This window comes from Planococcus lenghuensis, from assembly GCF_001999905.1.
GTDB classification, from domain to species: Bacteria; Bacillota; Bacilli; order Bacillales_A; family Planococcaceae; genus Indiicoccus; species Indiicoccus lenghuensis.
Genome location: NZ_CP019640.1, coordinates 1483274 through 1508524 on the forward strand (window position 1 = coordinate 1483274; position 25251 = coordinate 1508524).

At 49.4% G+C, this 25251-nt stretch carries 25 protein-coding genes; 22 read left to right on the plus strand and 3 right to left on the minus strand.

Annotation, left to right across the window (positions count from 1 at the left end):
* Window positions 1-114: 114 nt before the first annotated feature.
* The 16 genes from dnaJ (at window position 115) to recO (ending at window position 14403) form a co-directional block, all read left to right on the plus strand.
* Entirely contained in the window at window positions 115-1236 is a 1122-nt protein-coding gene (gene dnaJ / locus B0X71_RS07545; protein ID WP_077588841.1) for a molecular chaperone DnaJ, read from the plus strand.
* Window positions 1237-1251: 15 nt separating this feature from the next.
* Window positions 1252-2193 (plus strand): 50S ribosomal protein L11 methyltransferase, encoded by a 942-nt coding sequence (gene prmA / locus B0X71_RS07550; RefSeq protein ID WP_077588842.1) that lies wholly within the window; start codon window positions 1252-1254, stop codon window positions 2191-2193.
* Between the two features lie 13 nt (window positions 2194-2206).
* Window positions 2207-2944: a 16S rRNA (uracil(1498)-N(3))-methyltransferase gene (locus tag B0X71_RS07555; protein ID WP_077588843.1), complete on the plus strand. Its 738-nt coding sequence runs from the start codon at window positions 2207-2209 to the stop codon at window positions 2942-2944.
* A 14-nt stretch (window positions 2945-2958) separates the two neighbouring features.
* Complete coding sequence (gene mtaB, locus B0X71_RS07560) at window positions 2959-4293, plus strand: tRNA (N(6)-L-threonylcarbamoyladenosine(37)-C(2))-methylthiotransferase MtaB (protein ID WP_077588844.1); 1335 nt, start codon at window positions 2959-2961, stop codon at window positions 4291-4293.
* Window positions 4294-4713: 420 nt separating this feature from the next.
* The gene (gene deoC / locus B0X71_RS07565) at window positions 4714-5382 is read left to right on the plus strand and encodes a deoxyribose-phosphate aldolase (protein ID WP_077588845.1); all 669 of its coding nucleotides are present in this window, start codon (window positions 4714-4716) and stop codon (window positions 5380-5382) included.
* A gap of 102 nt (window positions 5383-5484) precedes the next feature.
* Window positions 5485-5658, plus strand: coding sequence for a 30S ribosomal protein S21 (rpsU, locus tag B0X71_RS07570; RefSeq protein ID WP_077588846.1), 174 nt, complete (start codon window positions 5485-5487; stop codon window positions 5656-5658).
* 191 nt (window positions 5659-5849) lie between these two features.
* Window positions 5850-6581, plus strand: coding sequence for an NfeD family protein (locus tag B0X71_RS07575; protein ID WP_077588847.1), 732 nt, complete (start codon window positions 5850-5852; stop codon window positions 6579-6581).
* A complete protein-coding gene (gene floA / locus B0X71_RS07580; RefSeq protein WP_077588848.1) occupies window positions 6582-7586 on the plus strand; it encodes a flotillin-like protein FloA in 1005 nt (334 codons plus the stop codon).
* A 30-nt stretch (window positions 7587-7616) separates the two neighbouring features.
* Window positions 7617-8033, plus strand: a complete 417-nt coding sequence (locus tag B0X71_RS07585) for a YqfB family membrane protein (protein WP_077588849.1) — start codon at window positions 7617-7619, stop codon at window positions 8031-8033.
* A 102-nt stretch (window positions 8034-8135) separates the two neighbouring features.
* Entirely contained in the window at window positions 8136-9116 is a 981-nt protein-coding gene (locus B0X71_RS07590; RefSeq protein WP_408634122.1) for a PhoH family protein, read from the plus strand.
* Window positions 9117-9239: 123 nt separating this feature from the next.
* Window positions 9240-11351, plus strand: a complete 2112-nt coding sequence (locus B0X71_RS07595; protein ID WP_077588850.1) for an HD family phosphohydrolase — start codon at window positions 9240-9242, stop codon at window positions 11349-11351.
* 18 nt (window positions 11352-11369) lie between these two features.
* The gene (gene ybeY, locus B0X71_RS07600) at window positions 11370-11852 is read left to right on the plus strand and encodes an rRNA maturation RNase YbeY (RefSeq protein ID WP_077588851.1); all 483 of its coding nucleotides are present in this window, start codon (window positions 11370-11372) and stop codon (window positions 11850-11852) included.
* Window positions 11839-12192, plus strand: a complete 354-nt coding sequence (locus tag B0X71_RS07605) for a diacylglycerol kinase family protein (protein ID WP_077590936.1) — start codon at window positions 11839-11841, stop codon at window positions 12190-12192. The genes ybeY and B0X71_RS07605 overlap by 14 nt, the downstream gene beginning before the upstream one ends.
* Before the next feature lie 20 nt (window positions 12193-12212).
* Window positions 12213-12623 (plus strand): cytidine deaminase, encoded by a 411-nt coding sequence (locus B0X71_RS07610; RefSeq protein ID WP_077588852.1) that lies wholly within the window; start codon window positions 12213-12215, stop codon window positions 12621-12623.
* On the plus strand, window positions 12607-13521 hold the full coding sequence (gene era / locus B0X71_RS07615; protein ID WP_077588853.1) for a GTPase Era: 915 nt from the start codon (window positions 12607-12609) through the stop codon (window positions 13519-13521). Before B0X71_RS07610 ends, era begins: the two co-directional genes overlap by 17 nt.
* Window positions 13522-13530: 9 nt before the next feature.
* Window positions 13531-14403, plus strand: coding sequence for a DNA repair protein RecO (gene recO, locus B0X71_RS07620; RefSeq protein ID WP_077588854.1), 873 nt, complete (start codon window positions 13531-13533; stop codon window positions 14401-14403).
* 625 nt (window positions 14404-15028) lie between these two features.
* On the opposite strand, the gene B0X71_RS07625 is transcribed toward recO, so the two are convergent.
* The 3 genes from B0X71_RS07625 to B0X71_RS07635 all read right to left on the minus strand — a co-directional run bounded on the left by B0X71_RS07625 (window position 15029) and on the right by B0X71_RS07635 (window position 18302).
* Window positions 15029-15466 carry a YhfM domain-containing protein gene (locus B0X71_RS07625; RefSeq protein WP_077588855.1) on the minus strand — a complete coding sequence of 146 codons (438 nt, stop codon included), beginning with the start codon at window positions 15464-15466 and terminating at the stop codon, window positions 15029-15031.
* Window positions 15467-15802: 336 nt separating this feature from the next.
* Complete coding sequence (locus B0X71_RS07630) at window positions 15803-16213, minus strand: DUF3221 domain-containing protein (protein WP_077588856.1); 411 nt, start codon at window positions 16211-16213, stop codon at window positions 15803-15805.
* A 706-nt stretch (window positions 16214-16919) separates the two neighbouring features.
* Window positions 16920-18302 carry a glycine--tRNA ligase gene (locus B0X71_RS07635; protein ID WP_077588857.1) on the minus strand — a complete coding sequence of 461 codons (1383 nt, stop codon included), beginning with the start codon at window positions 18300-18302 and terminating at the stop codon, window positions 16920-16922.
* Between the two features lie 310 nt (window positions 18303-18612).
* Here B0X71_RS07635 and B0X71_RS07640 point away from each other — a divergent pair, with 310 nt between their 5' ends.
* The 6 genes from B0X71_RS07640 (at window position 18613) to B0X71_RS07665 (ending at window position 25207) form a co-directional block, all read left to right on the plus strand.
* Window positions 18613-19251 (plus strand): transcriptional regulator CcpN, encoded by a 639-nt coding sequence (locus B0X71_RS07640; protein ID WP_077588858.1) that lies wholly within the window; start codon window positions 18613-18615, stop codon window positions 19249-19251.
* A 13-nt stretch (window positions 19252-19264) separates the two neighbouring features.
* Window positions 19265-20068 carry a pyruvate, water dikinase regulatory protein gene (locus B0X71_RS07645; protein WP_077588859.1) on the plus strand — a complete coding sequence of 268 codons (804 nt, stop codon included), beginning with the start codon at window positions 19265-19267 and terminating at the stop codon, window positions 20066-20068.
* 191 nt (window positions 20069-20259) lie between these two features.
* Window positions 20260-22071, plus strand: coding sequence for a DNA primase (dnaG, locus tag B0X71_RS07650; RefSeq protein WP_077588860.1), 1812 nt, complete (start codon window positions 20260-20262; stop codon window positions 22069-22071).
* Between the two features lie 106 nt (window positions 22072-22177).
* Window positions 22178-23323 (plus strand): RNA polymerase sigma factor RpoD, encoded by a 1146-nt coding sequence (rpoD, locus tag B0X71_RS07655; RefSeq protein ID WP_232336841.1) that lies wholly within the window; start codon window positions 22178-22180, stop codon window positions 23321-23323.
* A 227-nt stretch (window positions 23324-23550) separates the two neighbouring features.
* A complete protein-coding gene (locus B0X71_RS07660) occupies window positions 23551-24690 on the plus strand; it encodes an acyl-CoA dehydrogenase (protein WP_077588862.1) in 1140 nt (379 codons plus the stop codon).
* A 160-nt stretch (window positions 24691-24850) separates the two neighbouring features.
* Complete coding sequence (locus B0X71_RS07665) at window positions 24851-25207, plus strand: c-type cytochrome (protein WP_077590937.1); 357 nt, start codon at window positions 24851-24853, stop codon at window positions 25205-25207.
* Window positions 25208-25251: the final 44 nt, after the last annotated feature.

The following is a 25251-nucleotide window of genomic DNA, read 5'->3' on the forward strand; positions in this document are numbered from 1 at the left end:
ACCCTCCAGCGCTTGTCGGGGCTGAACAGGGCGCTTGTGCTTTTCTTATTGTCTTTTGCAACTGTAATTTTTTCCGTGTACAATAGCTAATGATTGAAGGCAGGAGTGTGACTTATGGAGAAAAGAGATTATTATGAAGTGCTGGGTGTGTCCAAGGATGCATCGAAAGAAGAATTGAAAAAGGCTTACCGGAAGCTGTCAAAGCAGTATCACCCGGATATCAATAAAGAAGCGGATGCTGCAGATAAATTCAAGGAAATCAAAGACGCTTATGAGACGCTGAGTGATGATCAAAAGCGTGCGCATTATGATCAGTTCGGCCATACAGACCCGAATCAGGGCTTTGGCGGGGGCGGATTCGGCGGCGCCGAAGGCTTTGGTTTCGAAGACATCTTCAGTACATTTTTCGGCGGCGGCGCCCGGAGACGGGATCCGAATGCACCGCGTAAAGGCGAAGACTTGCAATATGTCATGGATATCGATTTCATGGATGCCGTGTTCGGCAAAGATGAAGAGATTGAGATCCCGAAAGAAGAAACGTGTGAAACCTGTGACGGTTCCGGTGCCAAACCGGGAACGAAACCGCAGCGCTGTCCGCATTGTGAAGGCACCGGCCAGATGAATGTGACGCAGGACACTGCTTTCGGCCGGATTGTAAACCGGCGGGTGTGCCATTATTGTGAAGGCACCGGCCAAATCATCAAGGAAAAATGCCCGACTTGCCACGGCGACGGCCGGGTCGTTAAATATAAAACGATCAAAGTTGTCATTCCGGCAGGCGTGGAAGATGGCCAGCAGCTCCGCGTAACCGGACAGGGCGGCCCCGGTATCAATGGAGGCCCTGCAGGCGATCTGTATGTCGTATTCCGCGTGAAAGCGCACGATAAGTTCAAACGGGACGGCGATGACATTTATTTGGAACTCCCGATCACATTCCCGCAGGCAGCACTCGGAGATGAAGTGGAAGTTCCCACAGTCAGCGGAAAAGTGAAACTGAAAATTCCAGCCGGCACACAAAGCGGTGCCCGATTCCGTCTTAAAGGCAAAGGCGTGAAAAATGTCCACGGCTATGGCATCGGGGATCAGCATATCATCGTAAAAGTCAAAACACCGACAAAGCTTAGCGATAAACAACGGCAGCTGCTCCGTGAGTTCGCGGAGATCAGCGGAGACATTCCGGAAGAACAGGGAAGTTCATTATTCGCGAAAATCCGCCGGACGATTAAAGGTGAATAAAGGAGCGGAATGCCAGTGAAATGGTCAGAACTGTCCATTCATACAACCAATGAAGCAGTGGAGCCGATTTCGAATATTTTGCATGAAGCCGGTGCCAGCGGAGTTGTCATCGAGGATTCAGAAGAATTGACACGGGAGCATCCGGACCGCTTCGGGGAGATCTATGCCTTGGATCCGGATGAATTCCCGCAGGAAGGGGTCATCGTCAAAGCTTATTTGCCGGTGACAAGTTTTATCGCGGAAACAATTGAAGGAATCCGGCAGGCCGTCCATCAATTGACGGCATTTGATATCAATACCGGCCGGGCGGAGATCACAGTGAGTGAAGTGCACGAAGAGCAATGGGCGACAGCCTGGAAGAAATATTACCATCCGGTAAAGATTTCCCAGCGGTTTACGATCGTACCGACATGGGAAGAGTACACACCTGTTGCAAGCGACGAGCTGATCATCGAACTTGATCCCGGCATGGCGTTTGGCACCGGCACACATCCGACCACGGTGATGTGTCTGCAGGCGCTTGAGAAAACAGTGAACCCGGGAAATCAGGTCATCGATGTTGGAACCGGGTCCGGTGTGCTGGCAGTCGGCGCAGCTTTACTGGGTGCAGCACATGTCCATGCACTCGATTTGGATGAAGTCGCAGTGACTGCTGCCCGGGAAAACGTGAAGCTGAACAATACGCACGACCGGGTGAATGTGGTGCATGGCAATCTGCTGGATACGATTGAGGCGCCAGGAGATGTCGTCATTGCGAACATCCTGGCGGAAGTAATCATCTCGTTCACAGACGATGCCCTAACTGCAGTGAAACCGGGGGGATATTATGTGACTTCAGGCATTATCGGCGCTAAAAAAGAGGATGTGAAACAAGCCCTCATCGCTTCAGGCTTCGTCATTGACGAAGTGATGATGATGGAGGACTGGGTCACGATCATTTCAAAAAAACCGCTTTAACAGGAGGCAGCTGATGCAGCGATATTTTGTGGAAGGGCCTGTGCCGGCAAACGGAGAAGTCCAGCTGTCAGGAGACGATGCACGCCATATCACCAAAGTGATGCGCGGTGCACCCGGGGACAGGATTATCATCGTGATGGAAGAAAAGGCCTACGAGGCAGCGGTGGAATCTGTTTCCCCGGAAGTGACAGCTATACTGCAGACAGAAATAACCGCTCAAGTAGAGCTCCCGGTAAAAGTGACCATTGCCTGCGGTCTGCCGAAGGGCGATAAGCTGGAGCTGATTACGCAGAAAGCGACAGAACTTGGAATGCATGCGCTGCTGCCGATTGAAGCGGAGCGCTCCATTGTGAAATGGGACGCGTCGAAAGCGGAAAAAAAGACCGGCCGGCTTCGGAAAATCGCGAAAGAAGCGGCGGAACAGTCCCACCGGACGCATGTTCCGCACATACATACACCTTGTTCATTCCAGGCGCTTCTGGAGCATATTCCATCATTTGATGCCGTGATTGTCGCATACGAAGATGAAGCCCGGAGTTCAGACCGGACGCGGTTTGCCGATACAGTGAAAAGATTGTATGATAAAGACTCCATCCTGATGGTTTTTGGACCGGAAGGCGGATTTTCAGAAGCGGAAGTCAGCAGACTGCGGAGTGCCGGAGCGCTGTTCACATCACTCGGCCCGCGAATCTTGCGAGCGGAAACTGCGCCGCTTTATGCACTGTCCGCATTTTCCTATGAATATGAATGAAAGAGGTGACCCGCATGCCAACAGTGGCATTCCATACGCTCGGTTGCAAGGTCAATCATTATGAGACGGAAGCAATCTGGCAGCTGTTCAAGGAAGAGGGTTATGAACGGTCAGATTTTGAACACCGTTCAGATGTTTATGTCATCAATACATGTACAGTTACAAATACAGGCGATAAGAAAAGCCGGCAGGTGATCCGGCGTGCCATCCGGAAAAACCCGGATGCTGTCATTTGCGTGACCGGCTGCTACGCCCAGACTTCACCGGCCGAAATCATGGCCATTCCAGGTGTCGACATCGTCGTCGGCACGCAGGACCGCCGCAAAATGCTTGGATACATCGAACAGTACAAAAACGAACGCCAGCCGATCAACGGTGTTGGCAATATCATGAAAAACCGGGTCTACGAGGAACTCGATGTGCCGGCGTTTACCGACCGGACCCGGGCATCTTTGAAAATCCAGGAAGGCTGCAATAATTTCTGCACCTTCTGTATCATTCCGTGGGCCCGCGGTCTTATGCGTTCCCGGGATCCACAGGAAGTCGTTCGGCAGGCGCAGCAACTCGTGGAGGCCGGATATCTGGAAATTGTCCTGACCGGCATCCACACAGGCGGTTATGGGGAAGATTTGAAAGATTATAACCTGGCCCAGCTGATCCGTGATATTGAATCGAATGTGACAGGTCTGAAGCGCCTTCGAATTTCGTCCATTGAAGCGAGCCAGTTAACGGATGAAGTGATCGACGTGCTCCGTGATTCCAACATCGTTGTCCGTCACTTGCATATCCCGATCCAGTCCGGTTCTGATACCGTGCTGAAACGGATGCGCAGAAAATACACGATGGAATTCTTCGCTGACCGACTGAACCGGTTGCGTGAAGCGTTGCCGGATCTTGCCATCACCTCCGATGTCATCGTCGGATTCCCGGGCGAGACGGAAGAAGAATTCATGGATACGTATAATTTCATTCGCGACCACCGTTTCTCGGAACTGCATGTTTTCCCATATTCCAAGCGCACAGGCACACCGGCCGCCCGCATGGAGGATCAGGTGGATGAAGAAGTGAAAAACGAACGTGTCCACCGCCTGATCGGGCTGAACGATCAGCTGGCAAAGGAATATGCATCCCGTTTTGAAGAAGAAGTGCTGGAAATCATTCCGGAAGAAGTCTTCAAGGAAGACGCAGACGGCGGCCGACTCGTCGGCTATACGGACAATTACTTGAAAGTGGTTGTGCCGGGTGACGAGTCACTCATCGGGAAGATCGTTAAAGTGAAAATCACAAAAGCCGGCTATCCATACAATGAAGGGCAGTTCGTCCGGGTGATGGAAAAACTGAGTGTTTAATTCATAAAAATTGAACTATATATCTTGAACTAAAGATTCACCACTCGACCGGACGGCATAAAAGGCAAAAATGTGAGACGCCTGCGACCAGCTCGGCAAAGGAATTGCCATAGCTGTTTGCGGCGAGTAATCGCAGGAGCAGTAAGACAGGACAAGCCCCCGCATGCTGGCAGAGGAGGCTTGTCTGTTCGTCTGCGGCAAGCGAGCATTGATGCCGCAAGTGCTGTTGATCAAAAGTGCTGTTTCTTTAATTTGACTTATACTACATTCTTCTTTTGTGATGAAGCGCGTAGCAGTGACAAGGAATGGTTTTTATCCTCTTTGAGCGATGGAAGCATCTTATAGGGATTCCTTTCTTCAATTCAATCAATAACGATTAATTTAGTGTGAATATAAGACAACCGATGGAGGTTTTTGGATATGTCAACTATTGCATCAGCAATCGATCATACGCTTCTGAAGCCGGAAGCGACGAAAGAACAGATTGACCAGCTTTGTGCGGAAGCGAAAGAATACACATTCGCTTCGGTCTGTGTAAATCCCGGCTGGGTGGAGACCGCCTATGCACATTTGAAGGATACACCTGTAAAAGTGTGCACGGTTATCGGTTTTCCGCTCGGCGCTACCACAACTGAAACAAAAGCCTTTGAAACAAAAGATGCCATTGAAAAAGGTGCCACTGAAGTCGATATGGTTATCAACGTCGGTGCATTGAAAGACGGAGATACCGCCCGTGTTCAGAAGGATATCGAAGCGGTCGTCAATGCTGCATCCGGAAAAGCGTTGGTGAAAGTGATCATTGAAACAGCGCTGCTGACGGACGAGGAAAAACGCACAGCGTCGCAACTGGCCAAAGCAGCAGGGGCGGATTTCGTGAAAACTTCCACCGGCTTTTCCACCGGCGGAGCGACAGTTGAAGACATCCGACTGATGCGTGAAACTGTGGGTCCGGAGGTGGGTGTGAAGGCTTCCGGTGGTGTCCGGAGCCCTGAGGACGTGCAGAAAATGATGGAAGCAGGGGCGACGCGGATCGGTGCAAGTTCAGGCGTTGCAATTGTCCAGGGATATTCAAGTGATTCTGCATATTAAGCGCAGTTTTCTAGTTGACCGGACATTAAAAATAGGGTATACTTTTTAAGTACACGGAACTTCCCGTGTGTGTAACGTGTGTTCGGAGGGAGGGAAAAAGAGATGTCAAAAACTGTAGTTCGTAAAAACGAATCGATTGAAGATGCTCTTCGCCGCTTCAAACGCACTGTTTCGAAATCAGGAGCAATGCAAGAGGTAAGAAAGCGTGAGTTCTACGAAAAGCCAAGCGTGAAACGCAAAAAGAAATCGGAAGCTGCGCGTAAACGTAAATTCTGACTTGTTATTGCCCTGTCACAACTGAAATACCTTACATTAAAATCAAATATGTAAAGATAAAACCGGGATGCGAAGAAATTCGTTCCCGGTTTTTTGCGAAAGCATTTGGAATCGTTTTCATTCGAATTGAAATGAAACTTTTTCTCCAGTTATCCGTAGAATAGCAAGAATAGCCACGAGGGAGTGATCAGATGCAGACAGAATGGCTGAGTGGCAGAAACGGGATGGAATCAACAGTGTTGCTGGCAGCGGATCCATCGTTTTGGGAGCAATTCGCCGCCTTCCTGACCCATCCCATCGTCGTGCCGATTCTGCTGTCGGTTGCAGCGCTTGGGATTCTGATCGAAGCGTATACCCCGGGCATCGGCTTTCCGGGATTGCTGGGATTCTCAGCTCTTGGACTTTTTTATTATGGTCATTTTACAATGGGAACGGCAGGAGTGCCGTCTATCATTTTCCTGGTCATTGGCGGTATACTGATCGTAATGGAACTGGTGCTTCCATCGGGAATTGTCGGCGCGATTGGAGCGGCCGCTATACTGGCAAGCGTGCTGACAGCAGGTGACAGCCTGCTGCAGATGGGGATATCCGTTCTGATTGCCATGGTAATCGCTATAATAGGGGCGGTGATAATAGTGAAGTTGTTCGGAAAGCAGCTGAAGCTCTTCAGCAGAATTATTTTAAGTGATTCCACCAGCACAGAAGGCGGCTATGTGTCCAACGTGAAACGGGCCGAATTAATCGGCCAGACAGCAAAAACGGTCACTGCGCTCAGGCCATCCGGCACCGTGCTTTTGGGGGATGAACGGCTTGATGCGGTATCAGATGGCGGTTTCATCGACCGCGGCCGGGATGTGCGGATTTTAAAGATGGAAGGCTCCTGGATTGTCGTTCGCGAGCTTGAAAAAGAGGAGGAGCAGTAAATGGAAGTGATACTGGGAAGCACAGTTGCAATTATTGCGGTAGTTGTCGGCGTATTCGTTTTACTGGCAGCGTTTTTCGTGCTTGTGCCGATCACCTTGTGGGTTTCGGCTCTGGCAGCCGGCGTGCGGATCAGCATTTTCACGCTTGTCGGCATGCGGCTGAGACGGGTCATTCCGTCCCGGGTCGTCAATCCACTGATCAAAGCATCGAAAGCCGGACTGACGTTGACGATCAATCAGCTGGAAAGCCATTACCTGGCCGGCGGGAACGTGGACCGGGTCGTCAATGCCTTGATTGCAGCACATCGGGCCAATATCGAATTGTCATTTGAGCGGGCGGCCGCCATCGATTTGGCTGGCCGGGATGTGCTTGAAGCCGTACAGATGTCCGTTAATCCGAAAGTGATTGAAACCCCGTTTATCGCCGGTGTGGCAATGGATGGAATTGAAGTGAAAGCGAAGGCGCGGATCACCGTCCGGGCAAATATTGACCGGCTGGTCGGCGGTGCTGGTGAAGAAACGATTGTTGCGCGGGTCGGTGAAGGGATTGTCTCGACTATCGGATCAAGCGTCAATCATAAAAAAGTGCTGGAAAACCCGGATATGATTTCACAGACGGTATTGTCAAAAGGACTTGACTCCGGGACAGCATTTGAAATCCTGTCGATTGATATTGCGGATGTGGATATCGGTAAAAACATCGGTGCAGAACTTCAGACAGAGCAGGCGATGGCCGATAAAAACATCGCCCAGGCGAAAGCGGAAGAACGTCGGGCCATGGCGGTTGCGGGCGAACAGGAAATGAAAGCCAAGACGCAGGAGATGCGCGCAAATGTTGTGCAGGCGGAAGCGGAAGTGCCGCTTGCGATGGCCGAAGCTCTCAGGAACGGAAATATCGGCATTATGGATTATGTCAATTACCGGAATGTCCAAGCGGATACAGGTATGCGGGATTCCATCGGTAAAATGGGTTCCGGGAAAGAAGAACCGGCCAGAAAGAGCTGACTGACCGGATAAGGACAGGAGGCGAAGCCCATGGAAGTGCTTCTTTTAACGTTGGTGATCATGGCCATCGGCGCTGTGGCGAATTTCGTTAAGCCGGCGGATCAGTCGGACCCGGGCGGAAAAGCCGGTCCGAAAAAACGGCTTGGTGATTATGCGAAAGACTTCTACGAAGAAGCAAAAAAAGAAGCTGAATCCGGGAAGAAAACGGTGATTGAAACAGCGAAGGAAAAAGCGGTGGCGGCTACTGAAAAGCAGGCGATTGCCCGGCCCGGCCGCCCTGTCATCGAGCGCCAGACGCGAAGGGAACGGCAGCAGAAAAAACCCGACAGCCAAGCGGTCAATAAAGGAGATCTCACAAAGCGGGACCTGTTCCCGCTCGAAGAAGAAGACGTCTTAAAAGGCATTATTCTCGCAGAGATTTTTTCACCGCCAAAATCAAAAAGATAAATGAAAGCCGGCATGGGAGTGCCGGCTTTCTGTGATTACATGCGGGCAGACGCAATCGTTTTACACTGCTTCCCGTTTAATGGTAGAGTGAATATAACAATTATGATTCAAGGAGCGTATGAATTGACTGAAAATCAAACACTCGAATTACATGTGAATGACCCGAATGAAGCGGTTCTGCTGCTTGGAATTTCCGACAGCCATATGACGCTGATTGAAGAGGCATTTAATATACACATTATTACCCGGGGAGAAGTAGTTCGCTTCACGGGAGAAGAAGAAAACAAACAGCTGGGTAAATACCTGATCGAACAGCTGCTGAAAGTTATCCGAAAAGGAATCAACATCGATCAGCGGGATATTATATCGGCAATTGAGATGGCGAAAGCCGGCACGCTGGAATATTTTGCGGAATTGTACGATGAAGAAATCGCCCGCAATACGACCGGAAAAGCAATCCGTGCAAAGACGATTGGCCAGCGCTACTATATCCGGGGCATCCGCAATCACGATCTTGTCTTCGGAATCGGACCTGCCGGAACAGGGAAAACGTATCTTGCGGTCGTCATGGCTGTCCAGGCACTGAAGAATGGACATGTCAAACGGATTATTTTGACCCGTCCGGCTGTGGAAGCTGGCGAAAGTCTCGGTTTTCTGCCAGGAGATCTGAAAGAAAAAGTGGATCCATATCTCCGGCCGCTTTATGATGCGCTGCATGACGTGTTGGGTGCTGAGCAGACGAACCGGTACATTGAACGCGGAATTATCGAAATTGCCCCGCTTGCTTATATGCGCGGCCGTACGCTTGATGAAGCATTCATCATACTTGATGAAGCGCAGAATACAACAAAAGCACAAATGAAGATGTTTCTGACCCGGATGGGCTTTGGATCGAAAATGGTCATCACTGGAGATAAAACTCAGGTTGACTTGCCGAAAGGCGGCGAATCCGGCCTCTTCACTGCAGAAAACATCCTGAAAAATGTCAATGGTGTATATTTTCAGTACCTCGAGCAAGGAGATGTTGTACGCCATCCGCTCGTTGCACGCATTATCCAGGCATACGACAGCCAGCCTTCTTAAGAAGAGCTGGTTTTCTTTGTGATGCAGCCGTTTGAAATTTGTAATTTTTTGAAATCCCCGTGTTATTTTAAGCTATTCCTTGCTATGATGAAAAGACAATGAGCAAGGGGTGGCATTTGACGAATGATGAGACAAGTGCAGTCGAAAATGGGATACAGGCGGTTTGCGATGCTGATGAGTGTGCTTATCGGTGCGATGCTGTACGTCTTCTTCCTGCAGCATGTTACGGAAGAGACGTACGACGTCCAATTGTTCCAGCTCGCGGATGAAACGATCCGGGCTTCAAAGACGGTGGAAGATCCGATCCGTACAGAACTCGAACGGCAGCGGGCGGCGGAAGACGTGCCGCAGAGCTATCAATTCCATGAAGAAATTGCCCGAAACCAGTCGACAGTCATTGAATCATTTTTTACGTATATTTTAGACATCAAAGAACCGCTGCCAGGGGAGCCGGAGACCAAGGTGAATACATCGGAGACTATGCTGACAGCGCTGCGTGAGCAGCTGCGAACCTTGGAGGCCGAGCAGGCTGAACTGAGGCTGACCGACAGCATGTTGCTTGCTCTTCTGGAACAGCCGGAAGCCGTACTTCAGCGGGTGAGCGGTTATTTGCAGGAGCAGGTGGATACATCGCTGAAGGAGCCGGTCCGGGAAACGGAAGTTCAGGATGTTCAGGACGCAATTGAACAGCGTATTCGGGAAAACAATACGGTTCCTGCTGCCATTGTGCAGCCGGCTGTGATGATTGGACGAGCCGGCATCATCCCGACTGAGACGGTGGATGAAGAACTGACAGCAGCCCAGCGTGAGCAGGCACGGCTCAGTGTGGAACCGACCCGCATTCTTCAGGGACAGGTGCTCGTGCAGGATGGCCAGGTGATTGACCGGGAAGTGTACCGCCAACTCGAGCTTGCCGGTCTGACAGACCAGCAGAACAGCTATGTGCCGCGGCTTGGATTGCTGCTGTTTGTGCTGGTACTTACAGTGCTGCTGATCCTGGCAGTCAGCCGGACGGAAAAAGATGAACGGCGAAAAATTGATGCGTTGTTCGTCACGGCCACAGTGCTGCTGCTGACGCTGATCATCATGCAGCTGATCAGTACGGTCGAAGGTGAATTTGATGTGACAATCGCTTTTTTATTCCCGGCGGCACTTGGCGGTATGATTGCTGTCCTGCTGACAGATGAACGCATTGCTGTTCTCATAACGGCCGTCACAGCAGCGAGCGCCGGCCTCATGCTGATCAGCAGCTATGCCGGTATGCTCCAGGCCTATATCGTATTGTATGTGCTGTTTGGCGGACTGGCCGGTATTTACCTTGTCCGGCCTGAAGACCGGGGAAGCCGGCTGCTGCAAAAGAGCCTGCTCGTATCTGCGGTGAATGTTTTGTTTGTCGGGTTTTATTTACTGGTGAACCAGAGCCAGCATGGCATTATGGAAGTGGCATATTATATCGGCGCCGCATTTGCATCCGGTCTGCTGTCCGGCGCATTGGCGGTCGGTTTGCTGCCGCTTTTTGAATCGGCATTCGGGATCCTGTCGACGCTTCGGCTTGTGGAATTGTCGAATCCGAACCATCCCTTACTGCGCAGAATTCTGACAGAAACACCCGGAACCTATCATCACAGTGTCATGGTTGCCAACCTTGCAGATGCAGCGTGTGAAGAGATCGGGGCGAATGGCCTCCTTGCACGGGTCGGCAGTTATTATCATGATATCGGCAAAACGATCCACCCGGTTTTCTTTATCGAGAATCAAGTGAATATGCGGAATCCGCATGATACAATAGAACCCGAAAAAAGCCGGGATATTATTCTGGCACATTCACCAGACGGGGCAGCTGTGCTGAAACAGTATAAAATGCCGCAGGAAATCATTGATATTGCAGCACAGCATCACGGAACCAGCTTGCTGAAATTCTTCTACTTCAAAGCTAAAGAGCAAGACCCGGACGTGAATGAAAAAGACTATCGTTACATCGGCCCGAAACCGCAGACGAAAGAGACGGCGGTCATTTCTTTAGCGGACAGCGTGGAAGCGGCAGTCCGTTCAATGAAAGAACCGTCACCGGAGAAAATCCGGAATCTGGTGAATGCCATCGTCGAAGATAAAGTGAAGGACGGGCAGCTCGATGACTGCGATTTGACGCTCCACGAATTGAAGATTGTAAAACGGGTATTCTGTGAGACGCTGAATGGCATATTCCATTCACGGATTGAGTACCCCAAAGACTGAACCGGCAGGAGGAAGACGATGCTTGAAGTTGATTTGCTGGATGAAACCGGCACAGTTGCCCAGGAGGAGACGGATTTTATCCAAAAGGTGCTGTTGCATGCCGCCGAGGCGGAAGAGACAGGCGCCGCAGAGGTCTCGGTAACATTGGTGACGAATGAAATGATCCGTACCATCAATCGCGAGTACCGGGATAAAGATGCGGCGACAGATGTAATCTCGTTCGCGCTGGAAGAACAAGGAGAAGATGAAGTGATGATTCTTGGCGGCGCGGAAGTGCGCCATCTGGGCGATATCATCATTTCCACAGAGCGGGCGAAAGAACAGGCAGCTGATTACGGCCATTCGTATGAGCGGGAACTGGGTTTTCTTGCGGTGCATGGTTTTCTGCACTTGCTCGGGTACGATCACCTGACTGAACAGGACGAAAAGAAAATGTTCGGCCGGCAGGAAGAAATTCTTGCCTCGCTCGGTCTGCAGCGTGACGGACATGGACAGGGCTAGGTTCTTCCGTTCGTTCCGTTTCGCTGCAACCGGCATCCGGGCAGCTATCCGGCGGGAGCAGAATATCCGCTTTCATTTTCTTGCAGCACTTGCTGTGATTGTGGCCGGTCTCTTGACTGGCCTTTCCTATGGCGAATGGCTGATTATCATCCTCCTGATAGGGGGCATGATTGCGCTTGAACTGGTCAATACGGCGCTTGAGCGGGCGGTCGATCTGGCTTCCCCCGAATTTCACCCGTTAGCTGGCGAAGCGAAAGATATGGCGGCAGGTGCTGTTTTGGTTTTTGCCGCTGCAAGTGCTATAATTGGATTACTCATTTTTTTGCCAAAATGGTTTTAACTACACAGAGGTGACTTAGGATGAATAAGGAACAATTGATCAACGATTCAAAACAGGCGCGTGAAAATGCATATGTACCCTACTCGAAGTTCCCGGTCGGTGCTGCACTGCTCGCAGCAGACGGTACCGTCTATAAAGGCTGTAATATCGAAAATGCGGCATACCCGATGACGAATTGCGCTGAGCGCACGGCGATTTTCAAAGCGGTTTCCGAAGGCGTGAAGAATTTCTCGGCACTCGCTGTCGTGGCCGACACGGAAGGACCGGTATCGCCATGTGGAGCCTGCCGGCAAGTCATGGCTGAATTTTTCCCGGCCGATCTGCCGGTTTATTTGACCAATATGGCGGGAGAAGTTCAGGAAACGACAGTCCGTGCGCTTCTGCCGGGTGCTTTTACAATGGAGGATCTCAATCATGCAGGAAGAAAATAACGGCTACCGGTCAGGGTTCATTTCAATCATTGGCCGGCCGAATGCCGGAAAGTCAACGTTTCTCAACCGGATCGTCGGTCAGAAAATCGCCATTATGAGCGATAAACCCCAAACGACGCGCAATAAGATTCAAGGTGTCGTGACACTCGAAGACAGCCAAATGGTCTTCATCGATACGCCGGGCATCAATCAGCCGAAAAACAAATTGGGTGATTTCATGCAGAAAGTGGCAAAAAACACATTCCGGGAAGTGGATGTGCTGCTGTTTATGGTGGACGCCACTGAACGGATCGGCAAGCAGGAACGCTATATCATCGACATGATAAGAGGGACCGAAGCACCGGTGTTCCTTGTCATGAATAAAATCGATCAGCTGCATCCGGACCAGCTGCCGAAAGTGATCGACATGTATAAGTCCGAGCTGGATTTTGCAGAAGCGGTGCCGATTTCGGCGCTTGAAGGCAATAATGTGGACCAGCTGCTTGAAAAGATTAAAGCGCGTCTGCCGGAAGGACCGCAGTACTATCCAGCTGATCAGGTGACAGACCATCCGGAACGATTCATTATCTCGGAACTTATCCGTGAAAAAGTGCTGCACCTTACCCGGGAAGAAATTCCGCATTCCATCGCGGTTGTCATCGAAAAGATCGCCCGCGAGGAAGGCAGTGACAAAGTGAATATTCAAGCGACCATCATGGTGGAACGTGATTCGCAGAAAGGCATTGTCATCGGCAAACGGGGAGCGCTTTTAAAGGAAATCGGCACACGGGCCCGGCAAGACATCGAAATGCTGCTCGGGTCGAAAGTATTTCTGGAATTATGGGTCAAAGTTCAGAAGGACTGGCGCAATAAAGCCATCCATCTGCGGGATTTCGGATTCCGCGAAGACGAATATTGAGGTGATGCCATGCTGAGCCAACTCGAAGGCATCGTAATCCGCACGCGGCCGTATGGCGAAACGAATAAGATCGTGACGCTGTTCACCCGGGAAGCCGGCAAGATCACGTGTATGGCGAGAGGTGCCAAGAAGCCAGCCAGCCGGCTGGCTTCTGTCACACAGCCGTTTACGCACGGCACGTATTCCGTCTATAAAGGAAAAGGGATGGGCACGCTGCAGAACGGGGACCGGCTGGAGTCGTTCCGGCACATGCGGGAAGATATTCTTGCGACTGCTTATGTGAGTTATATAACAGAACTGATTGACCGGTTGACGGAACAAGATGAGCCGCAGCCGATCATTTATGAAATCCTGTATCAGGCGCTCCGGGCCATCGAAGAAGAGTATGACCCGGAAGCGATTGCGTTGTTTGTCGAATGGAAGATGCTGCCGGTTGCAGGGCTGACGCCTACGCTACATCAATGCGCAAACTGTGGTGAAACGGAAGGGGAATTCGCGTTTTCCTTCCAGGAGCTTGGGTTTCTGTGCCACCGCTGCTTCCATGTCGATCCTTACATCATCCGGCTGAGCCCGGCACTCATTAAAGTGATCCGGATGCTGTATTCGGTGCCGATTGAACGGGTCGGTTCGCTGACGCTGAAAAAGGAATCGAAGCAATTGCTGAAGACCATCATCAGGACTGTTTACGAGGAACAGGCGGGTATACGGTTGAAGTCACGCCAGTTTCTTGAACAGCTGGAACGCACACCGGAATTTCTGCCGGTGAAAAAAGCGGCAGTGAAAGAGGCACCGGTAAAAGAAGAGCTACCAAAAGAAGAACCGATTGAAGAAATAGCAATTGAAGAAACACCAACAAACGAAAACCCGCCAGAAGACAAATGAGTCTTCTGCGGGTTTTTTTATTGGTTGAGAAACTTTCTATATTGTCGCTTCGCTGCAAAAACACTCGCTTGCTCCTGCGCCGCTTCGATCTCATGCTCTTTTTAGGTCTTAACCAATCCTGCTCCTGCGGTTACTCGTCGCAGGCAAAACCGATGCTCCTGCGCCACTTTGTCGGCTCGTCGCAAACAATCAGGCCGAAATTCTTCGTCCTGATTGCTCGCAGGCGTCTCCTGTTTTCTGCGCTCATAAAATTTCATCCCAAAGAATACTATCTGGAAGTGTATTTTACCTGATTATTTTCGAAGAGCAGTGTGGCAGTACAGGAAAAAAACATTTTTTATAACTACATGCTATAAAGAAGTGCTTTTTCTAGGCGAAGCGGTACTTTCATTCTTGAAAAGCGATGGACACTAATCAACAGTTCGACCGTATTGTTGATTACCAAGCGCACACTTAATGCCTTCCGAAATGGGAAGCTTTTTTGACGTTCGCATTTAAGTGAAAGTATTGTAAAAGCACCGCTAAAAGAGGTGCTAAACGATCTGCTAATTCTACTGCTAAACGGAGTTTAAAATGGGTCTATAACCCCACTGGCATTCCGTATTTCGCGATTTTAATGTGATATTTAATTTCCTTCGTCAACTAAAGCCAATATTAAATCAAGCAACATATTAGTCATTTCTTCTGAGACTGTATAGATTGTATTTGTATTCTCGATTTCCATTAGAGTGCTTCTTTGTCCTTTTTCTCCTATCCATAAATGAAACCCTTGTTCACTACCATCTTTAAATTTAACATTAACATCAAACTCTGGCTCAGCCATACTTACTTCCATTTGCTCTTTAACCATATTTGAGAAAATACTTCTTAATGCTTTAATAGTTTTTTCGTCATCATACTCTGCAAAGAACTCTGGATTTATCTGACCAAAACCATTCGATTTAGAAATACTAACTTTTGTTATTTCTTTATCCATTTTCAATGTATTATCTCCTGATTGGCAACCTATCAAACCGATAGATAACAAAATAGATGCGAAAATAAGAAATATAAACCTTTTCATCTGATAACCTCCCTGAGATATATTTTTCTTATACAAAGGTGACGGACCGAATCCTTTAATTGTCTCAATAATGTTGGTCTTAATTTATTCCAAAGTTCTTGTTCAACTAAACTGCCTCATTAGTTTAAGGGGATAGTGGTGCTCGTTCAACGGGAGCGGGCGTTCTAGTTCGAGGAAAGGGAGATTGGTGCCGATGTACGACCGAATAGACAATTAGAATACAATAAAATACAGAAATCCCTTAAACTCAAGATTAATTGGATTTAAGAGATTTAAATTTCACTTGATTCTAAAGTTTAATTTTTACATCCTTACTGATAACTGACAGAGTCAACATCATTCAATGACCTCTACACTTTCTGCAAGAATTCCTGGTGGTATTGAATCTTCCATACCCAGGGATACATCATAAACAACTTTAACTTTCATGCCTTTTTTCGGCGGCTCAGTCTCTCCCTCTTCCACATAGAAGCGGATAGCTTCATTCATGCCAGCAAATTCTAAAACTTCATCCCTTGCCATTTCCATTAAAGCAGTCCGTTCTATGTTAGGGATTACGAGAATTGTTCCCTCATCATGAGCTTGCACTCCAGTTACATACCCAACAAATTGGGTTAAATTTTCTTCTCGATTCTCATTCGAAAGTTCTTCCTGATTCTCACTCGAAAATTCTTCCTGACCCGTCTGACAACCTGCCGTCAACGATGTGAGAAGAAGTGACGATAGAAAAATATTTCTCTTATTCATGAGTGATGTCACCTTCCTTCAAAGAATTACATTTCTCCTGCTAAATCGAAATTTAAACCAATAGTAGGGTAAGATGTCCCTTTAAATAAATTGCGAAGTCTTTTCCATTTCCTTGATGAGTACGTCTTAGAAACAATAATGTTTCAGTTATAAATGTCGAATTTACTTTTAAAGGGAGTTGATGGACTATATATTTTTTAACCTATTATTCCTTGCTATTACAAAGTTAATAGAGATATATCGCTGTAAAGATTAGAGTGCATATTTTTATGGGTTCTTCTATATTTTTTAGGTAACCATTCGATTCTATTAATGAACATCACCCAATGTTCAATTTGAAGAGCAAAGCGTGGAGTCAATACCTAGGCACGTGTGTCATTATTGGTATCTTCCGCAAAAGAGGAGGTAAAAACGACCACCATTTCACTTGTAGATTGATGACCGTTTTAAGCTATACTTTCTTGTCTTGCGATAGGACACCATATTCAAAACGATTTTTTTAAGCGCCGGCGCGTCCATGGGCTAGTCGTCGTAATGAGACGGGGATTTTTCCGGCTCATTGCGAAAGACATGCCCAGAGCGGCCGGCGCGTTTTATGCATTCATTTGGTTTATATAAGTTGTTGCTGATTCACTCGCTATAAAAGCATCAGAAGTAACTAAAAACCCGCCAGAAGACATGCGGTCTCCGGCGGGTTTTTAGTGTTTTAGTATTCCAGGTGTTTGCTGACGTAATCAGCGACATCTGCGATTGGCAGACGTACTTGTTCCATCGAATCGCGGTGACGGATGGTGACTTGGCCGTCTTCCACGGAATCGAAGTCATACGTAATGCAGAACGGCGTGCCGATTTCATCCTGGCGGCGGTAACGCTTGCCGATTGACTGGGATTCATCATAGTCCACTGCGAAATGTTTCGACAGAGTGGCAAACACTTCTTGTGCCTTGTCACCCAGTTTTTTCGACAGCGGCAGCACAGCTGCTTTGATCGGCGCAATCGACGGATGGAAGCGGAGGACGGTGCGCGAGTCGCCGCCTTCAAGTTCTTCTTCATCATACGCATCAATCAGGAAAGCGAGTGTGACGCGATCGGCGCCAAGTGACGGCTCGATGCAGTACGGCACATAGCTTTCATTCGTCTCGGGATCCGTGTAGGTGAAGTCATCGCCGGAATGTTCCATGTGACGCTTCAAGTCGAAATCGGTCCGGTCCGCAATGCCCCACAGCTCACCCCAGCCGAACGGGAATTTGTATTCAATATCCGTTGTGGCATTCGAGTAATGGGATAATTCATCTTCATCATGGTCCCGGAGGCGGATGCTGTCTTCTTTGATGCCATGAGCAAGCAGCCAGTCCCGGCAATAATTGCGCCAGTAGCTGAACCATTCCAGGTCATCTTCCGGCTTGCAGAAAAATTCAAGTTCCATCTGTTCGAATTCCCGGGTGCGGAATGTGAAGTTCCCCGGCGTGATTTCATTCCGGAAACTCTTACCGATCTGCGCGATACCGAACGGCAGTTTTTTACGCATCGAGCGCTGCACATTTTTATAATTCACGAAAATACCTTGAGCCGTTTCAGGACGGAGGAAGATTTCGTTTGATGATTCTTCTGTGACACCCTGGAACGTTTTGAACATGAGGTTGAACTGGCGGATATCCGTGAAGTCATGTGCGCCGCACACCGGACAGGCGATGTCTTGTTCATCGATCAGTTCCCGCATCTTGCCGAACGACAGGCCGTCCGCAATGATTTCTTCCCCTTTTTGATTATAGGCATTTTCAATCAGTTTATCGGCACGGAGACGTGTCTTGCAGTTTTTGCAGTCGATCATCGGGTCGTTGAAATTGCCGACGTGTCCGGAAGCGACCCATGTTTTCGGATTCATCAGGATGGCAGCATCCAGCCCTACATTATAAGGGGATTCCTGCACGAATTTTTTCCACCAGGCTTTTTTTACGTTGTTTTTCAGCTCGACGCCGAGCGGACCGTAATCCCATGTGTTGGCAAGTCCGCCGTAAATATCGGAGCCCGGAAAGACAAATCCCCGATGCTTCGCCAGTGATACGATTGTGTCCATTGATTTTTCCATAATAAAACCTCCAAAAATAAAAATCGCACCCGCCCACGGACAAATTGTCCGAGGACGAGTGCGTAACACCCGCGGTTCCACCCCGATTGGCTGAAAAAATCAGCCCGCTTGAAACGTGTCAGGCTCCAGACTGCCGCTTTCCGGCCGGTGCGGGCTTTCACTGTCCCCGCTCGCTTTTTGGTGGCCGTACTTATAGGTCCTTCAATGCCTGTATGAACATGTGCTATTATTGTAGCACGGTGCTGTTTTTATCGCAATCAGCCGATTGCTGGTATATAATCAGTTAGATTGAGGAAAACAATTTGAGGCGGTGAGTCCGATCGAACTCAATAAGCGACAGGAAGAAATACTCCAGATTGTCAAAAATAACGGTCCCATAACGGGTGAGCAGATTGCAGATCGCCTCAGTCTGACCCGGGCGACGCTTCGGCCGGACTTGGCCATCCTGACAATGGCCGGTTTCCTGGATGCCCGTCCGCGCGTCGGCTATTTTTATGCTGGAAAAAAGTCGGCTCAGGCGCTCGGGGATACGATGAATAATATGAAGGTTAAGGATTTCCAGTCAATGCCGGTCGTCGTCCGGGAAAGTGTATCTGTGTATGATGCCATTTGCCAGATGTTCCTGGAAGATGTCGGTACACTTTTTGTTGTCGATGAACAGTCATTGCTGGTCGGCGTGCTGTCCCGGAAAGACCTGCTGCGCACAAGTATCGGCCGCCAGGAATTGAACCAGATTCCCGTGCATATCATCATGACCCGCATGCCGAACATTACAACATGCAAGAAAAGTGAATCGCTCATCGAAGTGTCCCGGCGTCTGATCGAACAGCAGATCGATGCAGTTCCGGTTGTTGCGGAAGAGCCGGCTGGCCTGCGTGTGACTGGCAGAATTACGAAGACGACGATTACCCGCGCGTTTTTATCCTTATCTGAAAGCCATGAATTGTGAGGTGCTTCATACTATGAAACCATTGCGTATCTTTATCGTGTCCGATTCCGTCGGTGAAACCGGGGAGTTGGTGGCCAAAGCAGCTGTCAGCCAATACATCAATTCCGATCACCATGCCGATCTGAAGCGATTCCCTTATATTGAGACCATTTCCCAGCTGGATAAAATCATTTCACTTGCCGTGGAACAGAAAGCGTTCATTGTGTACACACTGGTCTCTCAGGAATTGCGCGCTTACATATCTCGTGAAACGGAACGCGTCCGTGTGCCGTCAGTCGACCTTATGGGCCCGCTGATGGATAAACTGGAAGCGGAACTCGGCAGTCCGCCGATGCAGGAAGCCGGACTGGTGCGGAAGCTGGATGATGATTACTTTAAAAAAGTGGAAGCGATCGAGTTTGCCGTCAAATATGATGATGGCCGGGATCCCCGCGGCATCATCCTGGCGGATATCGTACTGGTCGGCGTTTCCCGCACATCCAAGACGCCGCTGTCACAGTATTTAGCGCATAAGCGGCTAAAAGTGGCGAATGTGCCGATCGTACCGGAAGTTGCACCGCCGGATGAATTGTTTACAGTGAACCCTGACAAATGCTTCGGCCTGATCATTTCTCCTGACAAGCTGAACAATATCCGGAAAGAACGGCTGCTGGCACTTGGGCTCAACGATGATGCCAATTATGCACAAGTGGACCGCATTCAGGAAGAGATCGCCTATTTTGAAAAAGTTGCCGGCCGGATTGGCTGTGAAGTGATTGACGTGACAAACCGGGCTGTTGAAGAAACAGCGAACCTTATTCTTGCGAAGCGGAAGTAATCAGGCACAAAAACCTGCACATGCGGGTTTTGTGCTTTTTTGTAGAAAATCCGTGAAAAATGTTTTATAATGATATATTGCGGCAAACGAATAGAGTAAGGCTTCGTTTGCAACTCTTTTTGCGGAAAAAAAGGATTTTATTCATATATCTCGAATTAATTTAAAACAGAAAAATTAAAGATGGTGATGACATGTCCGGCCGTATCCCGGAAGAAACAGTTGAGCAAGTCCGCACAAGCACGGATATCGTGGATGTGATTGGGGAATATGTGCAGCTGACGAAGAAAGGGCGCAATTGGTTTGGGCTCTGCCCGTTCCACGGAGAAAGCACGCCATCTTTTTCTGTCACTTCCGATAAGCAGATTTTCCACTGCTTCGGATGCGGTGCAGGAGGCAACGTCTTTACATTTCTGATGGATTTGGAGAATTTATCGTTTCAGGAAGCTGTGGTGAAAGTCGGTGCGCGTGCCGGCATTGAAATCGAGACGGCCGGCGGACAGGATGCCGGGCGACCTGCCAGGAATCAGCCCAACAGCCGGCTTGTGGAAATGCACGAATACGCTGCAGAACTGTATCAGCATATCCTCTTGAATGCTGAGCAGGGTGAAGAAGCACTGACCTATTTGGAAAAACGGGGATTTACCCGGGAGATGATCGAAAAATACCGCATTGGCTGGGCATTACCCGAATGGCATCATTTGACCCGGATGCTTCAGCGCAAAGGCTACACTCTGGATGAATTGGCAGAAAGCGGTCTTGCGATCCGGAAGGAAGGCGAAGAGGCAGCGTTCGACCGGTTCCGCGGGCGGGTCATGTTCCCGCTGATGGATGAAAACGGCAAAGTCATTGCGTTTTCCGGCCGGATTCTTGGCACCTCAAAAGAGGAAGCCAAGTACCTGAACAGCCCTGAATCGCCGATCTTCAAAAAAAGTGAAGTGCTCTACAACATTCACCGTGCGAAAAGTGCAATCCGAAAGACCCGCCGCATCGTCTTATTTGAAGGATTTATGGATGTCATTGCGGCAGGAACAGCGGGTGTGGAAAATGCGGTTGCAACAATGGGCACATCGTTGACGGCATCGCATATCCGTGAAATGAAACGCTTTGCCCGGGATGTCACCATTTGTTTTGATGGCGATAATGCGGGCTGGGAAGCAGCTAAAAAAGCGTCGGTCCTGTTGAATGATGAACAATTCAACGTAGAAGTGGCAGTCCTGCCGGGGGAATTGGATCCGGATGATTATATACGGGAGCATGGGGAAGAGACTTTCCGGACTCAGATTATCGGAAAGCCACATGCTTTTCTCGCATTTATCATGATGCATGCAAGACGGCATAAGAATTTCCAGTATGAAAACGATCTGCTGCAGTATATTCACGAAGTGCTCAAGCTTTTGTCCGGCCGGTCTTCACCGATTGAGCGGGACTTATACATCAAACAGCTTGCACAAGAGACGGGTCTTTCTGAAGACGCGATTCTCCAGCAATACCGAAAAACCGAAACACGGAGCAGCCGGCGGGAGGCACCGCCGTCTCCGGAAGTGCAGCCAAAACGGAAACCGCAGCAGCAGAAAGAAGGCAATTCGCTCAGTCGGGCTGAGCGCCTGCTGTTTGCTCATCTGCTGGCGGATGGAATTGCCATGGAGCGGATCAGCTCGGAAGAACAGTCCATGCCGTTCATTAGTGAAGAGTATCAGACGCTGTTTGTCTTGCTGTCCGGTTTCCATGAAGAAAACGGACAGAGCGGTTTTCATCAATTCCTGGAAACGCTCGAGGATCCTGACTTGCGAAAGCTGGTCATGGAAGCGGCAATGGCTGAAAATGATCCTGAATATGCCGAGGCAGAACTGACGGACTGTTTGCGCCATCTGCAGAAACACCGGATCAAATTGGAAATCCAGCAGAAAATGCAGCAGTCGAAGGAAGCGGAAAAACAGCATGATATCACCAAAGCGCTGCTGCTTGCACAAGAAGTGATCGCGCTGAGGAAGTCATTAACATAATTCCGGTTGTTTAAAGGAGGAAGGCGCAATGCCTGGTAAAGCGGAACGCCCAAATAAGATTGAAGTAAACACTCCCAAGCAGGGAGCGGATCTTGCAGAACCGAATATGGAAGATGCCAAAAAAGAACTGATTGAACTTGGCAAGAAAGCCGGTGAATTGAGCTACGAGCAAATTGCCGAAAAGCTGGCGATTTTTGATATGGAATCTGATCAGGTGGAAGAGTTCATCGATCAGCTGGAAGGGCATGGGATTGAATTGGAACGAAAAGCGGACGACGAAGAGCATTTGGACCGGCTGATGAAGCAGACTGAAGATAAATTCGATTTAAATGATCTCAGCGTGCCGCCTGGTGTTAAAATCAGTGATCCGGTGCGCATGTACCTGAAGGAAATCGGCCGGGTGGATCTCCTGTCAGCCAAAGAAGAAATCAAACTGGCCCAGAGCATCGAAAAAGGCGTGGCCGCACAAAAGCAGGTTGATGAAGGGGAAGAAGCGACGGAAGAACTGCTGGATCTCATTTATCGCGGAGAATCGGCGAAGAAGAAACTCGCCGAAGCGAACCTGCGTCTCGTCGTATCGATCGCGAAGCGCTATGTCGGCCGCGGCATGCTGTTCCTTGACCTGATTCAGGAAGGAAACATGGGCCTCATCAAAGCGGTCGAAAAATTCGACTACTCGAAAGGGTTCAAGTTTAGTACGTATGCCACATGGTGGATCCGTCAGGCAATCACCCGCGCCATCGCTGACCAGGCGCGGACAATCCGGATTCCGGTGCATATGGTGGAAACGATCAATAAACTGATCCGCGTCCAGCGTCAGCTCCTGCAGGATCTGGGCCGTGAACCCTCACCGGAAGAAATCGGGGAAGAAATGGACCTGCCGGCAGAGAAAGTGCGCGAAATCCTGAAAATTGCACAGGAACCGGTATCGCTGGAAACGCCGATTGGGGAAGAAGATGATTCCCATCTCGGTGACTTCATTGAAGACTCGGATGCGCAGTCGCCATCCGATCATGCAGCTTATGAATTGCTGAAAGAGCAGCTCGAAGACGTGCTTGATACGCTGACCGACCGGGAAGAGAATGTCCTGCGTCTCCGTTTCGGTCTCGATGATGGCCGCACGCGGACACTCGAGGAAGTCGGAAAAGTATTCGGCGTCACACGTGAACGCATCCGGCAAATTGAAGCGAAAGCACTCCGCAAGCTGCGTCATCCTTCGCGCAGCAAGCGCCTGAAAGACTTTTTGGACTAATCACAATCAATTCAATCTGCCGCTTTCTCCCATGGGAGAAAGCGGTTTTTTAGTGTCAAAAGATGGGTGGTTCTGTTTTATCCAATGAACATAGTCCTCAGTTCGAATTTGAACAACGCGCGAAACTTAGGAGAAGCTGCTTTATTTTCATTAAAGGTTGAGTTTCTAGCAGTTTAGCCGATATAATAAAATTGAAAGCGCATTCAAAAACAGGGGGATGGATCCAGATGAATTTTGATTTGACGCAGGAACAGGAAATGATCCGGAAAACAATCCGGGAATTCGCTGATGAAGTGGTGGCGCCGGGCGCGGTTGAACGGGACCGGACAAAGGAATTTCCGAGAGAGATTTTCCGGCAGCTCGCAGACATGGGGATGATGGGGCTGCCATTCGACGAACAATATGGCGGAGCAGGGGCGGACACTACGAGTTTCGCGATTGTCACAGAAGAACTGAGCCGTGCATGTGCGTCTACAGGCATCACTTATTCGGCTCATATTTCACTCGGCGGCGCACCGCTGAATCTATTCGGAACAGAAGAACAGAAAGAAAAGTATTTGACACCGATAGCGACCGGGGAATCGTTCGGCGCATTCGGGCTGACAGAACCGAACGCTGGCAGTGATGCCGGCGGTACACAGACCCGTGCAATTGAAGACGGCGATGACTGGGTGATCAATGGTTCGAAAGTTTATATCACGAATGCCAGTTATGCGAAGCACTTGGCGATCACTGCAATTACCGATATAAAAGACGGACAGAAGGAAATTTCCGCAATCATCGTACCGACGGATGCGGAAGGATTTACGGTCATCGACAATTACGAAAAAATGGGACTCAATGCATCGAATACAACTGAACTCGTCCTTGAGAACGTGCGGGTGCCGAAAGAGAACCTGCTTGGCAAGCGCGGAGAAGGCTTCAAGCAATTCCTCGTTACGCTTGATGGCGGCCGGATCGGCATCGCGGCCATGGCAGTCGGCATCGCCCAAGCTGCATTCAACCGGGCGCTGCAGTATTCGAAAGAGCGGAAACAATTCGGCAAGACGTTATTCGAGTTCCAAATCACGCAATTCAAGCTGGCTGATATGGCGATGAAAATCGAATTGGCGCGCAACATGGTCTACAAAGCGGCCTGGCTGAAAGATGAAGGCCGCCCGTTCACGAAGGAAGCTTCCATGGCGAAATTGTATGCATCAGAAATTGCAACTGAAATCGCCAACCAGGCCATCCAAATTCATGGCGGTTACGGCTATATGAAAGAGTATGAAGTGGAGCGTTATCTGCGGGATACGAAATTGCTTGAAATTGGGGAAGGTACGTCCGAAGTGCAACGCATGGTCATCGCCCGTCAGATCGGCTGCTGAGTTCCGCAATTTGTCACAAACCGGCAAAAGTTATCCCTTACACCTTTTCGTTTTCAGAAGAATGCAGTACAATTAACTACTGTAATGGCTACTTTTTTAGCAGAATGCAGCGAGGGAGGGATAACGTTTGAAAAATGCAGTAATTCCTTATATCTTAATCATGGCTTTTGGGATTGGTCTCATTTTCTTCCTGTCACTTGAAGGTAACAGCAATCAGGAAGAAATCGCAGCTGAAGAAGAAGGCGGCGAAGAAGTGGTTGAAGAAGGCGAAGGTGCTGGAGAAGGCGAAGGTGCAGCAGCAGGGGATTTTGATCCAGTGGCTGTATATGAAGCAAACTGTGCATCTTGTCATGGTGCTAACTTTGAAGGCGGCGTCGGTCCGAATCTGATTACGACTGAACTGCCACCGGAAGAAATTGCGCAAGTGCTGGCTGAAGGGCGCGGCATCATGCCGGGCGGACTCGTGCCGGAAGAGCATATCGATGCAATGGCGACATGGATCACAGAACTCGAATAGAACAGGAAACCCTTGGTTCACAGCGAACCGGGGGTTTTTTCGTC